Origin of the sequence: Pauljensenia sp. UMB3104, assembly GCF_030217285.1 — a bacterium.
Taxonomy (GTDB): domain Bacteria; phylum Actinomycetota; class Actinomycetes; order Actinomycetales; family Actinomycetaceae; genus Pauljensenia.
Map to the genome: position 1 here is coordinate 21,202 of NZ_JASONN010000013.1, position 14,625 is coordinate 35,826.

General features: G+C 65.6%; 15 protein-coding genes. 9 read left to right on the top strand and 6 right to left on the bottom strand.

The annotated features are described in order from the left end of the window. The first annotated feature begins 76 nt into the window (after positions 1-76). Positions 77-1,345 (top strand): NUDIX domain-containing protein, encoded by a 1,269-nt coding sequence (locus tag QP415_RS07325; RefSeq protein ID WP_285099594.1) that lies wholly within the window; start codon positions 77-79, stop codon positions 1,343-1,345. A 49-nt stretch (positions 1,346-1,394) separates the two neighbouring features. On the opposite strand, the gene QP415_RS07330 is transcribed toward QP415_RS07325, so the two are convergent. From QP415_RS07330 to QP415_RS07355, 6 genes are all read right to left on the bottom strand, one after another. Further along, positions 1,395-1,844 (bottom strand): septum formation family protein, encoded by a 450-nt coding sequence (locus QP415_RS07330; RefSeq protein WP_285099575.1) that lies wholly within the window; start codon positions 1,842-1,844, stop codon positions 1,395-1,397. A gap of 194 nt (positions 1,845-2,038) precedes the next feature. Then, positions 2,039-2,584 (bottom strand): septum formation family protein, encoded by a 546-nt coding sequence (locus tag QP415_RS07335; RefSeq protein ID WP_285099576.1) that lies wholly within the window; start codon positions 2,582-2,584, stop codon positions 2,039-2,041. A gap of 28 nt (positions 2,585-2,612) precedes the next feature. Continuing rightward, on the bottom strand, positions 2,613-3,080 hold the full coding sequence (locus tag QP415_RS07340) for a septum formation family protein (protein WP_285099577.1): 468 nt from the start codon (positions 3,078-3,080) through the stop codon (positions 2,613-2,615). 185 nt (positions 3,081-3,265) lie between these two features. Then, positions 3,266-3,706 carry a septum formation family protein gene (locus QP415_RS07345; protein ID WP_285099578.1) on the bottom strand — a complete coding sequence of 147 codons (441 nt, stop codon included), beginning with the start codon at positions 3,704-3,706 and terminating at the stop codon, positions 3,266-3,268. Next, the gene (locus QP415_RS07350) at positions 3,706-4,770 is read right to left on the bottom strand and encodes an inorganic phosphate transporter (protein WP_016460483.1); all 1,065 of its coding nucleotides are present in this window, start codon (positions 4,768-4,770) and stop codon (positions 3,706-3,708) included. The genes QP415_RS07345 and QP415_RS07350 overlap by 1 nt, the downstream gene beginning before the upstream one ends. A 3-nt stretch (positions 4,771-4,773) precedes the next feature. Then, positions 4,774-5,406: a DUF47 domain-containing protein gene (locus tag QP415_RS07355; protein ID WP_048677325.1), complete on the bottom strand. Its 633-nt coding sequence runs from the start codon at positions 5,404-5,406 to the stop codon at positions 4,774-4,776. Between the two features lie 372 nt (positions 5,407-5,778). Here QP415_RS07355 and QP415_RS07360 point away from each other — a divergent pair, with 372 nt between their 5' ends. From QP415_RS07360 to purD, 8 genes are all read left to right on the top strand, one after another. Beyond that, a complete protein-coding gene (locus tag QP415_RS07360) occupies positions 5,779-7,617 on the top strand; it encodes a phosphoenolpyruvate carboxykinase (GTP) (protein WP_016460481.1) in 1,839 nt (612 codons plus the stop codon). Positions 7,618-7,786: 169 nt separating this feature from the next. Further along, positions 7,787-8,776: an AAA family ATPase gene (locus QP415_RS07365; RefSeq protein ID WP_016460480.1), complete on the top strand. Its 990-nt coding sequence runs from the start codon at positions 7,787-7,789 to the stop codon at positions 8,774-8,776. A 44-nt stretch (positions 8,777-8,820) separates the two neighbouring features. Beyond that, positions 8,821-9,714 (top strand): DUF58 domain-containing protein, encoded by an 894-nt coding sequence (locus QP415_RS07370; RefSeq protein ID WP_016460479.1) that lies wholly within the window; start codon positions 8,821-8,823, stop codon positions 9,712-9,714. Beyond that, positions 9,704-10,192, top strand: coding sequence for a hypothetical protein (locus QP415_RS07375; RefSeq protein WP_016460478.1), 489 nt, complete (start codon positions 9,704-9,706; stop codon positions 10,190-10,192). Before QP415_RS07370 ends, QP415_RS07375 begins: the two co-directional genes overlap by 11 nt. Then, positions 10,189-11,208, top strand: a complete 1,020-nt coding sequence (locus tag QP415_RS07380) for a vWA domain-containing protein (RefSeq protein ID WP_285099579.1) — start codon at positions 10,189-10,191, stop codon at positions 11,206-11,208. Before QP415_RS07375 ends, QP415_RS07380 begins: the two co-directional genes overlap by 4 nt. A gap of 1 nt (position 11,209) precedes the next feature. Then, positions 11,210-12,244, top strand: coding sequence for a vWA domain-containing protein (locus QP415_RS07385; protein ID WP_016460476.1), 1,035 nt, complete (start codon positions 11,210-11,212; stop codon positions 12,242-12,244). Continuing rightward, complete coding sequence (locus QP415_RS07390) at positions 12,234-13,187, top strand: hypothetical protein (protein ID WP_016460475.1); 954 nt, start codon at positions 12,234-12,236, stop codon at positions 13,185-13,187. The genes QP415_RS07385 and QP415_RS07390 overlap by 11 nt, the downstream gene beginning before the upstream one ends. A gap of 92 nt (positions 13,188-13,279) precedes the next feature. Then, positions 13,280-14,614, top strand: coding sequence for a phosphoribosylamine--glycine ligase (gene purD / locus QP415_RS07395; protein WP_285099580.1), 1,335 nt, complete (start codon positions 13,280-13,282; stop codon positions 14,612-14,614). The last annotated feature ends 11 nt before the right edge of the window (positions 14,615-14,625 follow it).

Sequence of the window (14,625 nt, forward strand, 5' to 3'; positions counted from 1 at the left end):
CGTGACCCGGGGTGACGTGGCGCGCCCACCAGGGCAAGGGCGCGCCCGGGCGACTACCCTATTCCCTATGCGCCCGATGCCAGCCCCACGCCCCCAGCGACTCGTTCGCTCTGCGGGCGCACTCGTCTGGCGCTTCACGGACCCCGCGCGCGTCGCCGTCCCCGGCGAGCCTATCGACCCCGCGGACATCGAAGTCCTCATGGTCCACCGGCCGCGCTACCACGACTGGTCCTGGCCCAAGGGCAAGACCGAAAACGGTGAGTCCCTCGTCGCCGCTGCGGTGCGCGAAGTCGAGGAAGAGACCGGACAGATCGTCACGCTCGGCGCACCCCTGACGACCCAGCGCTACCGCCTGGGCGGCGGGCAGACCAAGGAAGTCCACTACTGGGTGGGCACACCGGTTCCCCCCGGCCACGCCTCCGAGCGCCTGCGCGCCCCCGTCGCGCGCGCCCCGCGCACCGAAATCGACCAGACCGCGTGGACCTCGCCCGAGCGCGCCGCCGACATGCTCACGCGCCGAGGCGACCGCCGCCTCCTCGCCGACATTGTCGCCCGCGCCCGCGAAGGCCGCCTCGTGACGACAACGCTCCTCGTTCTGCGTCCCGGGCAGGGCGTCACCCCGCGCCTCGACGAGGCCGGGGACGCCCACGCTTCCGCGTCGCCTGCCGCTTCTTCCGGGTCTTCCGCGTCTTCCGGCGGCCCCGCCGTGCCCGCCGCGGCTGCGGCCCCCGCCAAGCCTCGCCCCGCGCCGACCCCCGCGATGGTCGCGTCCGCCGCGGCTAGGAGGGCCGCCCAGGTGGAGCAGGCCTCGGCGAAGAAGGTCGAAGCTGCTCGCGAACCCGTCGACCCGCCGCTCAGCCGATTCGGTGTGCGCCAGGCTTTCGATCTCATTGACCTGCTCTCGAGCTTCGGCGTCGCTCGCGCGTTCGCGTCGCCGGTCGCCCGCGCGCGCCAGAGCCTCACGCCCTGGGCGTCGATGGGTGGGGGATCGGTGACGCTCGTCGACTCCCTCGACCTGACCGCCACCGGCTCAGACGCATCTATCGGCGACGAGGCGCGCCTCGGTCGTGTCCGCGCCTTTGCGGCGCAGCGCCTGCGCGAGCACGCGTCCCCCACGGTCCTGTCCGTCGCGGGCGCCGTGCGTGAGGCCGTCATCGAGGAGATCCGCGCCTACGCGTCCGGTGCTGTTGCCGGTGCCGAGGCCCCGCGCCTGGCCCACGGTCAGGTCCTCGTCGCACACGTCGAGCACGGTCCCGACGGGCCGGTCGTCGCAGCCCTCGAAACGCACGGTGTTACCACGAAAAACCCCGCCACCCACGCGCGCAAGGCCTCCAAGAAGCACTGAGGCGGCCCGGCACAAGCCGAGCCGCCATCAGAGCGCGTACGAGCGCAGGTCACATGCCGGAGTCCTTCACGGACTTCGACAGCTTCTCACCGTCATTCGAAATCGCGATGCACACGATGTCGCGGTCGCCCAGCTTCCAGCTCGCCTCCGTCGGGAACATCGTCGTGATCTCCAAGTCGGAGTCCTCGTAGGCGGCGCCCACGTATCCCTCGAAGGTGCTGGTGCAGACCTCGGTCATGCGATCGTTGAGCGCGGAGTCGGAGGGGCGCTCGCCGTCAGTGAGCTTTTCGATGTGGTAGACCTCGCCGTCGTGCTCGGCGGTGCACTCGACGACCTCGACGCGCGAGATGGTGCTGCCGTTCGGCAGCTGCACGCACTGACCGACCTCGACGTTGAAGGCCGAGGTGTTGCCGCCCAGCAGGGAGCAGGCGGACAGAGTCATGGACAGGGCCGCGACGGACGACGCGAGCGCAAGAGTACGGGTAGAAACGCGGGACATGATGCTCCTTGGGTGATGGGACCGTGGCCGATGGGATGCGATGCACACGGGACGGCGACATTGACTGTCCGGTAGGACTTCGGTGTCGATGGTGACACTATACAAGGCGCAGGTCGCAGGGGTAAAAGCGGTGGCGACCCGGCACCAGCCGAGCCGCCACGCCTGCCAGGGTATGTAGATGGGGACGTCCGCACTCACTGATACGAGTTCTGTGCCGACTGATGCAGCTTCGATTGATCTGCGGCGAAAAGGTAGCAGGCGATGGTGTGGTCACCCTCGGACCAAGCTTCCTCGCCCGGAACTAGCCAGGAGTAGTCGAACGTCGTTTCATCAGGGAGCGCGCCAACATAGGGCTCGAACGAAGCAAGGCATAGTCCACTGCTGATGCGATCCAAGTCGTTCTCGGAGGGAAGGTCATCCTCCGTAAGCTCCGCTACGTAGTAAACCTCGTTGTCGTGTGGGGTTGAACAGTCGACGGCCATCAGCTGCGTATCTCCCTCAGTCCAGTCCTGGAAGCAGTGGCCGACCGCGAGATCGGCGAAGTAAATGGGCCCAGTGGCTGGTTTCGACGGGGCAGTGGGATTTCTCCCGCTGGACGAGGTGCGCGCCGGGTTGGGCGACGAGCTGCGAGGCCGGTAGCTCGGTATGCATGCGGACAGGCCCAGACTCAGGATGGTGGCCGAGACCCCGAGGATCAGCGCGGGGCGCGCGGTGCGGGATGCGAATGAACGTTGGGACATGATTCTCCTTGGGTGCGAAGGTGTCCGCTTACTTGTTGGACCCCTTCATGGAGCCGGACAGCTGAGTGTCCGTGCCGTCACCGGAAATGATAAAGCAGATGATCTCTCGGTCGCCCTGCTCCCAGCTGCCCGGGGACGGGTAGAGCATCGTGTAGTCCAGCTCGGACTCCTCGTAGGGGATACCCACGTATCCCTCGAAGGCCGCCAGGCAGGCGTCGCCGCCCATGTCCTCGAGCTCGGAGTCGCTCGGGCGCTCGTCCTCGGTGACCTGGGTCAGGTGGAAGACCTCGGCGTCATGCAAGGCAGAGCAGTCGGTGGTCTCCAGGTCGGTGACGTTATCGCCATCGCCAGTGGGCAGCTGAACACACTGGCCGACCTTCATGCTGAAAGCGGAGGTGCGCGGGCCGAAGGAGAGCAGGCTGCAGGCCGACGTCGTCAGGGCGAGGGCGAGGGCCGAGGCCGTCAGAGCCAGGGCGCGAGGCAGGGTGCGGGACATGGTGCTCCTTGACAGTGGGGCGTGTTCGATGGGGATGCGCGCGGGCCGGGAGGAAGCCTTCAGAAGAGTCCACCGAGAGGCCGCGATACGAATTGTAACAATCACAATACCGCGCGGTAAAAGTAGTGGGTGGTGCGCGGAATGAACCACGCACCACCCATCGACATGTCGAGGTGGAGGAAACCCTACAGGCCCGACTCCTTCACCGACGAGGTGAGCTTTGAATGATCCAGCGGGCGAGCCAGACACACGATTGTGCGGTCCTTCTGCGCCCACGAATCCTTCGTCGGGATCATCCACGTCGCATCCAGCGATGACGTCAGGTAATCCGCGCCCACGTACTCATCAAACGCCGATATGCACATCGATTCGGCCTGCCTGTTGAGCTCGTCCGCACCCGGGAAATCCCCGTCGGCCACCGTGTCGATGTGGAAGACCTCGGCGTCGTGCTCGCGCGTACAGCCGGTCGTCTCGAGGGTGGTCGCCGTGGTTTCCTCCGACCCCTCCGGCAGGAGGATGCACTGGCCCACCCGCATGTGCATGACGGACGAGTCCGAGCATGCCGCAAGCGGGGCGGCGAGGAGTCCGACGACGGCGATCGCGCCGATGAGGCGAGAGCGCACCACTAGTGGACCCCCAGGGGAAGCGCCACGAGGAGGTACACGATGCCAGACACAATGGCCGCGGCTGGCAGCGTGAGGAACCACGCGATGACGATGTTGCCGGCGACGCCCCAGCGCACAGCCGAGAACCGCTTCGTGCAGCCCACGCCCATGATCGCCGTCGACACGACCTGTGTCGTCGAGATCGGGGCGTGGATGACGTACGAGCACAGGTACAGGATCGAGGCGGACACGGCCTCGGCGGTGAAGCCGCGAGCCGGATCCAGGTCGATGATCTTGCGGCCGATCGTGCGCATGATGCGCCCGCCGCCAGCCATCGTGCCCAGCGAGATCGCCAGAGCACCCGAGATCTTCACCCACAGCGGCACGTTCATCTCACCCGTGACGGGATCGAGGATGTTGTGTGTCTCGCCGTAACCGCCGGCCAGCAGCGCCATGATGATGATACCCATCGTCTTCTGCGCGTCCTGGATGCCGTGGCCCAGGGCCATAGCCGCCGACGAGAAGCGCTGCGCGGCGCGGAAGCGACGCATCGTGCGGTGATACTGCGCCTTGTGCAGCAGCGACAGCACGATCTTCATGGCGATGTAGCCAATGACGAAGCCGATGATGGGGGAGGCAAACATCGGGATGACGACGTGGCTCATGATGCCCCACCAGTACACGACCGTGCCGCTCATGAGGCCTGCGCCCACCATGCCGCCGATCAGGGCGTGCGAGGAGGACGAGGGGAGCCCGAACCACCAGGTGATCAGGTTCCAGATGCAGGCGCCCAGCAGGGCGGCCAGGATGATGACCAGGCCCTTTTGCTGCATCTCCGGCAGGGGCGACTCGGCATAGTCGCTGATCGAAATGATGCCCTTGCCGACAGTCTTCGCGACGGCCGTGCCCATCATGGCGCCGATGACGTTCATCGTCGCGGCCATGAGGAGCGCCGCGCGGGGAGTCCACGCGCGCGTCGACACGGAGGTCGCGATCGCGTTCGCCGCGTCATGGAAGCCGTTCGTGTAGCTGAAGAACAGCGCGACGGCGATGACGACGCAGACGAGGATCAGATTCAGATCCACGGCTCAAGATTCCTTCAGTGCGAGGGACTCGATGACGTTGGCCAGCTCCTCGAACGCGTCGGCGCAGGACTCGAGGCCCTGGACGATGTCCTTGAGCTTGATGATCGTGACCGGGTCGAGGCCCGAGTCGAACAGGGCCGTCAGCGTGCGACGGTACGCCAGGTCTCCCTCGTTTTCGAGACGGTTGATCTCGATCCAGTAGTCGCGCATGTCCACGGGCGACTTGAGCTTGGGCATGTTCTCGGCAGTGAGGTCTGCGCAGTGCTTGATGACCGCGATCTGCTCGTTGAGCAGGGAGACCAGGGAGGAGGGGATGTCGGCGATTCCGTAAACGACCAGGAGGTCGCCGGCCTCGTCGATGAAGTCCAGGCAATCATCCAGGTGCGACGCCAGCGACTGCAGGTCCTCGCGGTCGAAAGGCGTGATGAACGAGGAGTTGATGCGCTGAACGATCGCGTGGTTCAGCTCGTCGCCGCGGTGCTCAACCTCGTGGAGCTGATCGCGCAGGGCGATGCGCTCCTCGGGGGAGGCGGCGTAGATGTGCGTCAGGAATTCGACGGCCTGCACGAGCTGGCGGGCCTGGGAGGTGAAGTCTTCAAAAAAGTCAGGGCCTTGGGTCTTGTTTCGGAATCCCATGGTGTACTCGGTCCTTCCAATGGCGAACAGCACTGTTGTGCTACCTGTAATCGTCGGTCATGGGGCGGTGAGACTTCAAGTTCAGTGATGGATTTGTGACCCCATATCAGGTGGTCTATCTCACGGAGGACGGTGATGGGCCGACTTCCGTCTCATTCACGAGGTCGGGGCTGGGTTGGGCGTGAAGTGTGGCGGCCCCAGGGTGGGTTGAAGGTCCCTATCGGCCGGGCGGTGTGTGACTCGTTCGACTACGATTGTGGTGTGACCGGGACCAAGCGCCCGTAAGCGCGGGTGAAGGGTCCGGCATGATTGATTCTGTCAATCGGGGACGCAACTGCGGCCTCGACAATCCGAAATGCCTCAGGAGGCAAAATGTCCGTGACCGAACAGGACGTGCGTGCAGCCGCTCCGGCGAACGCTCCCGAAGATGTCATCAAGTGGGTTGCTGAAATTGCTGAGCTGACCACCCCTGACGCCATCGAGTTCTCCGACGGCTCCCAGGAGGAGTGGGATCGCCTGACCTCTCAGATGGTTGAGAGTGGCATGTTCACCAAGCTCAACGAGGAGAAGCGCCCGAACTCCTTCCTGGCTCGCTCCAAGCCGTCCGACGTGGCGCGTGTTGAGTCCCGTACCTTCATCTGCTGTGAGAAGGAAGAGGACGCCGGCCCGACGAACCACTGGGCCGACCCCAAGGAAATGAAGGCCACCCTGCACGAGAAGTTCACGGGTGCCATGAAGGGTCGCACCATGTACGTGGTGCCCTTCTCCATGGGCCCCCTGGGTGGCCCCATCTCCCAGCTCGGCGTTGAGATCACCGACTCTCCTTACGTTGTTGTCTCCATGCGCATCATGACCCGCATGGGTGCAAAGGCAATGGACCTCATCAACGAGGGCCGCGTGTGGGTTCCCGCCGTTCACTCCGTCGGTGCTCCTCTGGAGCCCGGTCAGGAAGATTCCACCTGGCCCTGCAACGACGAGAAGTACATCACCCACTTCCCCGAGACCAACGAAATCTGGTCCTTCGGTTCCGGTTACGGCGGCAACGCACTGCTGGGCAAGAAGTGCTTCGCGCTGCGTATCGCTTCGACCATGGCAAAGCGCGATGGCTGGATGGCAGAGCACATGCTCGTCCTGCGCCTGACCCGCGAGTCCACCGGCAAGCAGTACCACGTGACCGCAGCGTTCCCCAGCGCATGTGGCAAGACCAACCTGGCCATGCTCCAGCCCACCATCCCCGGCTACAAGGTCGAGACCGTGGGTGACGACATTGCATGGATGCGTCCGGGAACCGATGGCCGCCTGCGCGCCATCAACCCCGAGGCAGGCTTCTTCGGTGTTGCACCGGGAACCTCCTACAAGACCAACCCCATGGCCATGGAGACCGGCAAGGCCAACTCCATCTTCACCAACGTTGCACTGACCGACGATGGTGACGTGTGGTGGGAAGGCATCGACGGTGAGGTTCCCGCCCACCTGATCGACTGGCACGGTAACGACTGGACCCCCGAGTCCGGCGAGAAGGCTGCTCACCCGAACAGCCGCTTCACCGTCCCCGCCTCGCAGTGCCCGATCATCTGCCCCGACTGGGAAGCCCCCGAGGGTGTTCCGGTCGACGCCATCCTCTTCGGTGGTCGCCGTGCAACCAACGTTCCGCTGGTTGCTGAGCAGTACGAGCCCGCACACGGCGTGTTCATCGGCGCTTCCGTGGCCTCTGAGGTCACCGCTGCTGCAACCGACGTCAAGGCCGGTTCGCTGCGCCACGACCCCTTCGCCATGCTGCCCTTCTGCGGCTACAACATGGCCGACTACTGGGGCCACTGGCTGGAGATGCAGGACAAGCTGGGCGAGAAGTTCCCGAAGGTCTACCAGGTCAACTGGTTCCGCAAGGACGAAGACGGCAACTTCATGTGGCCCGGATTCGGCGACAACTCCCGCGTTCTGGACTGGATCGTTCGCCGCGCGGCTGGCGAGGTCGAGGCAATCGACGGCGTGACCGGCCGCTACCCGAAGTTCGAGGACTTCAACCTTGAGGGCCTGGACATCGACGAGACCGTCTGGGCGAAGCTCTTCGCGATCGACCCCGACGCTTGGGCCGCCGAGATGAACGACACCGAGGAGTACTTCTCGCAGTTCGGCGATAAGCTCCCCGCTGCCATCACCGAGCAGCTGGCCAAGTTCCGCGAGCGCATTGCCGCCGCGAAGCAGGCCTGATCCGCGCGGATCTGAGGGCGAGCCCCGGAGGAAACTCCGGGGCTCGCCCCTTTTGTGTGTCCGTTTCTGCGGCTCGTTGATATCTACGCGAAAACTGACCGGATTGCGTGCGCGGCGGCGGAGACGGCTACACTGAGACTGCATCCGACCGCGCACGCAAGGAGAGCCCGTGCCCAACTACTTGACCAACGAAGAGCTGGCCCACGCCAAGGGGCTGCTCGATCGTATGAACGATATTTTCCAGCACACCGTCGTCGGCCAGGAGGGTCTGCGCCGAGCATTGACCGCCGCGCTGCTCGCGGGTGGCCACGTGCTGGTCGAATCTGTCCCCGGCCTCGCGAAGACGACCGCCGCACAGACACTCGCGTCCGCGGTCTCTGGTACCTTCCACCGCATCCAGTGCACGCCCGACCTCATGCCGAACGACATCGTCGGCTCGCAGATCTGGAGCCAGGAACGCGGTGAGATGGTCACCCAGCTGGGTCCCGTTCACGCGAACATGGTCCTCATGGACGAGATCAACCGTTCGTCCGCGAAGACCCAGTCCGCCATGCTGGAGGCCATGCAGGAGCGCCAGACCACCATCGGCGGTGTCAACCACAAGCTGCCCAGCCCCTTCATGGTCATGGCGACCCAGAACCCCATCGAAGAAGAGGGCACCTACGTGCTGCCCGAGGCGCAGATGGACCGTTTCCTCCTCAAGGAGGTCATCACCTACCCGACGCCCGTTGAGGAGCTTGAGGTTCTGACGCGTATCGACAACGGCCAGATTGCGGCGAAGTCGTCGGCGGCGCCGATCACGCTCGCCGATGTGCGCACCCTGCAGGAGGCGACCCGCCGCGTGTTTGTCCACGAGACGCTCAAGGCGTACATCGTGGACATTGTGAACACGACGCGAGGCGCCGGTCCTAACCCTCTGCCGGGGTGGAACAACCACGTGCGTGTCGGCGCCTCGCCGCGTGGCGGCATCGCGCTCATGCAGATTTCCCAGGCAATCGCCCTCATGTCCGGTCGCAATCACGTGATGCCCGACGACATTAAGGCGATGCGTTACGGCATCCTGCGTCACCGCATCATCCGTACCTTCGACGCGCTCGCCGACAACGTGTCCATTGAGGGCCTCATCGACGCCGTGTTCAACGCGGTTCCCGTTCCGTAAAGAACCCCGCCCCCACACGCCAGTCGACTTTCTAGAGGAACGCTATGCCTGTACGCTCGCGCGAAATCCACTCGCTCTCGTCGCGCATCCAGCTGCCCGTGTTGCGCAAGCTGCTGTCCATCATGGACGGCCAGCACTCGGCGCTGAGGCACGGACGCGGCTGGGAGTTCATGGACTTGGCTCCCTACCAGGCGGGCGACGACGTGCGTGCCATCGACTGGCCGGCAACCGTGCGCACGGGATCGCCGGTCATTAAGCGACGCGAGGCGACAGCTAACCTGCAGGTTATGCTCGTCGTCGACACCGGGCGTGAGATGGGCGCGCTGGCCCCTTCTGGGGAGACGAAGGAAGAGGTGGCGCTGACGGCATGCGAGGCGATCGCATGGCTGAGCGTCGCCCGAGGAGACCAGATTGGCCTCGTCGCCGGCGACTCCGAGCGCGTGCGCTTCATGCCCGCCCGCTCGGGCAACGCGCACGCCGAGACCGTGATGCGCCGCATCGAGGAGGACATCACCCTGTCCTCGCCCCACTCGGACGTGCCCAAACTCCTGGCGCGCGCCCGTACCGTCACCCAGCGGCGAAGCCTCATCGTGATCGTCACGGATGCGACCCAGCCGGAGCCGACGCGCGTGTCCGATGACCTGATTAAGTCGCTGTCGGTGCGCCACCAGGTCATTCAGATTAGCGTGGCCGACATCGATCCGACGTCCCTGGACAAGGGAACGGACGTCGTCGACGTGAACGAGGGGCCGCTGCCCGACTTCCTGCTGCGCGACGACCAGCTCTCGGGTGAGGCCGCGAACGTGATGGCGATGCGACGCGCCGCAGTGACCCAGATGCTTGATAAGAGGGGGGTCATCCACGTGGATGTCTCGTCCAGTGAAGAAGTGCCGCGCGCCCTCATGCGCGCTCTCGAAAGGGGCGCACATGTCCGGTGACCTCAAAGAATACCTGCAGGATCCCGTCCCCTATCCGAACTGGATGTGGGTCCTCGGCCTGGCGATCGTCGTCGGCGTGATCGGGTGGATCCTGTACAGCGTGTGGCGCTGGTGGACCTCGCGCATCGGCGAGGTCATGGAGCTGCAGACGATCACGGATGCGCGCCGCAAGAAGTACCTGACCTTCATCGATCAGATCGCGGACCGCTACGCCGACGGCGACCTGGACGCGCGCGGCGTGCACCTCGCGCTCGCCGGCCTCATGCGTGCGCTCGGCACGGAGCGTACGGGCCGCGACCTCGAGGTCGCAACCGTTTCCGAGGTGCGCGAGCTCGTCCCCGTGTGGCCGGGCTTGGCCGACATCCTTCAGGCCTGTGAAGTTCCCAGTTTCACGGGTGACAACATCCCGCAGGGACAGCCCTCGCATGAGGCTGTCACCCGCGTTCTGACCATGGCTGTGGAGGCGGTGAACGTATGAGGTTTGGGTGGCTTATTCCCGTCGTCCTGCTGGTCGTCGTCGCGGCGACCGTCATCGGATGGATGCTCGCCCGCCGAGCCGGCGAGCGTTCGGGCAAGAAGGGCTGGGTGGCCAACACCGGCTTCCTGCGCGACCTTCCCAAGTATCAGGCGCTCGTGCGCCGCACCCGTTCGTCGCTCGCGATGGCGGTCGTCTGCTTCATCATCGCCGTCATCGCGACGTCGGTGTCGGCTGGCGCTCCCGTGGATCGCTACACGAAGTACGACAAGTCCGCGAGCCGCGACATCGTCCTGTGCCTGGACGCCTCCGGTTCGATGCTTCCCTACGACTCGGAGATCGGCGACGCCTTCAAGCAGATCATCGCGCACTTCAACGGCGAGCGAATCTCGCTGCAGCTGTGGAACACCTACTCGATGACGATGTTCCCGCTCACCGACGACTACGAGATGGCCGACGACGTGCTCACCGAGATGGCCCAACAAATCGACCGAGGCTTCAGCCAGATCGGTAACAAGATCTACTTCACCAAGGAGCTCGAGGCCTACCTCAAGCCGACGCTCGGTAACCCGGATGAGAAGCGCGGGTCCCTGGTTGGCGATGGCCTCGCCTCCTGCGTGCTGGGCTTCGACCACACCGACAAGAAGCGTTCGCGCACGATCCTGCTCGCGACCGACAACGAGGTGTTCGGCGAGGGCATCTACAACCTGTCCGAAGCTATCGAATTCGCGAAGAGCCAGGGCGTGACCGTCTCGGTCCTGTACCCCGGGTCGAAGTACGGAATGAAGGACGAGGGCGTGGAGCTGCAGGACCAGGTCAAGTCCACCGGCGGCGACTTCTACGACGCGTCGTCCCCTTCCGCCGTCGATGACGTCGTTCGGCAGATTGAATCCGAGCAGAAGGAAGAACTCGATTCCGCGGGCAAGCTCGTGGAAACCGACCGCCCGGGCGCCGCCCTCGGCTGGACCATCGTCGGTGTCCTGTCCCTGCTCGGTCTGCTTGCTTTCGGGAGGCTCTGACATGATTTTTCGCCCCGTGATCCACCCGGTGTTGCTGGTCCTCATCCTGGCGATCGCAGCAACCTTCGTGTTCCTGTCCGCCAGGCGCGCCGCTCGCAAGCGCGTCATGGACATCATCCGCCGCTCGCTGATCGTCCTGACCGTCATCGTCATGGGTGCCGGTCCGTCGATCCCCGGCGAGGCCGTTGAGGTCTCCTCGGCGCTCGAGGTCTACCTCGTCATCGACCGTACGGGCTCCATGGCGGCAGAGGACTGGGACGGCAACAAGCCTCGCATCGACGGCGTGCGCAACGACGTCTCCCTCCTCATGAACTCGCTCGCGGGCTCTCGTTTCTCGATCCTCACGTGGGACTCCTCGGTGCACACGGACATGCCGCTGACGAGCGATGCCTCCGCCGTGGCCTCGTACATGGATAGCTTCAACCGAGAGCTATCCGCATCCTCCCAGGGATCGTCGATCAACCGCCCCGCCGCGGACCTGGCGGCCCTCCTCGCGAAAAACAAGGAGCGCCACCCCCAGAATCTGCGCGTCGTCTTCATCTTCTCCGACGGCGAGACCTCGAACCAGGATCACTGGTCGAGCGCGCCCAGTGGGTCCGAGGAGGACTGGGACCGCGTCAAGGAGTACGCCGACGGCGGCCTCGTCATCGGCTACGGCACCGAAGCGGGCGGGCGGATGAAGGTGCTGCGCCTGGGAAACAGCGAGTCGCAGAGTGCGGGCGATGATGGTTACATCCACGACCTGTCCCAGCCTGGCAACCCGGTCGCCATCTCGAAGATCGACGAGGCAGCCCTCCAGTCGGTCGCATCGCGCATCGGCGTCGACTACGTGCATTCGCCCGACAAGTCGGCGATCGAGTCCCACGCGCGCACCATCATGGATAGCGCGACGGAGATCTCCGAACAGCGCAACATGAAAGACACGTACCGTTACATCATCTGGCCGTTCGCGCTCCTGCTCGGGGGACTCCTCGCGTGGGAGGGCGCTACCCTGGCGCTGCGCGCTCAACAGCTGAGGAATTCGCATGCCCTCTAACAACAACCTGCCCGAAGAGGACCTCCTGCCTTTCGGCGCCCTCTCGGGTGGCCCGGTCGATTCCTCGGTTCGTGAGCAGCTCGGCCAGGCCACCAACGGCAAGCAGAAAGTGCAGCGCTCCCCGCGCGCGCTGCGTCCCCTGTGGTACTCCATCCCGATTCTCGTCATCGCCCTGGTGATCGCCGGGTACCTGATCGGCCTGAAGCTCTGGTCCGAGTCGTCCTTGAAGCACTGGCACGCCCAGGAGTACGAGGCCGCGCAGGCCGGCTACGAGGGACAGCGGACGTGGACGGGTATCGGTATCGAGGCCTGGGTCGCCCACTACAACCTCGGCACCACACTCGTGCGCCAGGACCGCGTGGACGAGGGCGTGGAAGAGCTGCGTACCGCCTTCGACCTCGTGCCCAAGGCCACCGAGGTTCAGCCCGGTCGCCTCGAGCCCTTCTCCTACGAGTGTCGCGTGCGCGTCAATCTCGCTATCGGACTGGAGATTCAGGGCGACCAGCTGCGCGCCTCGGGCTCGACCGCTAGCGCGGTGAGTGTCTACCAGGAGGCCGAGGATACGATCTCCCCCTGCCAGACCGCCTCCGGTGGAGGCGGCCAGTCCGGCGACCAGAACCAGTCGGGTGGACAGTCGGGCCAGCAGTCGGGCAGTGAATCCAACAACCCCGCCGACGAAAACAAGGAGCGCGTCGGGGACAAGAAGCAGCAGACTGAGGAGGAGTCTCAGGGGCAGAGCGGATCGCAGGACCAGCAGCAACAGCAGGACCAGCAGACGGATCCGTCGCCCAGCCCCAGCCCCTCCGAGGACCCCTACGAGGGCGAGACCCAGGAGGAGAAGGAGCGCCGGGAGCAGCTGCAGGGTCAGAACAAGGACCGGCAGCAGAATCAGCGCGATGCCCAGGACGGCAAACGCGACGGCAACCCGAACGGCGCGTGGTGAGGGACGCTAACCCGTCTCACTTTCGCTGTGACGTGCACCCATAAAACCCAACGGCGGCCCAGGTGGCCGTCAAACACCGATAGGCTGGTAGCGTGAAGGTTCTTCTCGTTGGTAACGGAGGTCGCGAACACGCGATCGCCCGTGCGCTTGTACGAACGTCCACCCCTGAGCATCCCGTGTCGCTTGTCGTCCAGGCGGGTAACCCCGCGCTGGAGCAGCTGGGCCGCTCCTTGACCATGGATCCGCTGGACCCGAAGGACGTCGTGCGCCGTGCCACGTCCGAGAATGTCGACCTCGTGGTCGTCGGCCCCGAGGCCCCGCTCGTCGCGGGCGTCGCGGATGCGGTCCTGGACTACGGGATCCCCGTCTTTGGCCCCACGAAGGACGCCGCGTGCCTCGAGGCCTCCAAGTCGTTCGCGAAGCAGGTCATGGCCGATGCTGGCGTGGCCACCGCTCGCGCCTTCACGTGCACCACGATGGACCAGGTCGAGGCCGCGTTCGACGACCTGGGTGCCCCCTACGTCGTGAAGGATGACGCGCTCGCCGCCGGCAAGGGTGTCGTCGTGACCACTGACCGCGCCCAGGCCTCGAACCACGCGCGCGCCTGCCTGTCGCGCGACGGGGGAGCGGTCGTTATCGAGGACTACCTCGACGGCCCCGAGGTCTCCCTCTTCTGTTTCGCCGACGGCGCGACCGTCGTGCCCCTGCAGCCCGCGCAGGACTTCAAGCGCGTGGGCGACGGCAACGAGGGCCCGAACACGGGCGGCATGGGCGCCTACAGCCCCCTGCCGTGGCTCCCCGAAGAGGCCACGCAGCGCATCGTCGACGAGGTCGCCCAGCCCGTCATCACTGAGATGGCGCGTCGCGGCACCCCCTTCCGCGGCCTCCTGTACTGCGGCCTCGCGATGACCTCGAAGGGCATCCGCGTCGTCGAATTCAACGTGCGTTTCGGCGACCCGGAGACCCAGGCGGTCCTCGAACGCCTCGACTCCCCGCTGGCCCCCATCCTGTACGCGGCCGCGACCGGCACCCTGGCGAAGGTCCCCGCCCCCGTGTGGAGCGACGACGCCGCCGTCACGGTCGTCATGGCCTCGGGCGGATACCCAGGGCCCACCGACACGGGCCACGAAATCACCGGCATCGAGGCGGCCGAGGCGCTGGACGGCGTCCACGTCATCCACGCCGGCACCTCCGAGGAGATCACCGACGACCCGACCGACGTCGCGGCCGGATGCTGCGGCTTCGAGCCGACCTACGCGCTGGTGAACTCCGGCGGCCGAGTCCTCGACGTCGTCGCCCGCGCGGCCACGCTCGACGAGGCCCGCGCGCTCGCCTACCGCGGCGTCGAACTCATCCACTTCGACGGGGAGCACCACCGCAGCGACATCGCGACGTGGCCCGCAGACCTCACCGTCACCCTTGACTGACAACCTACTGA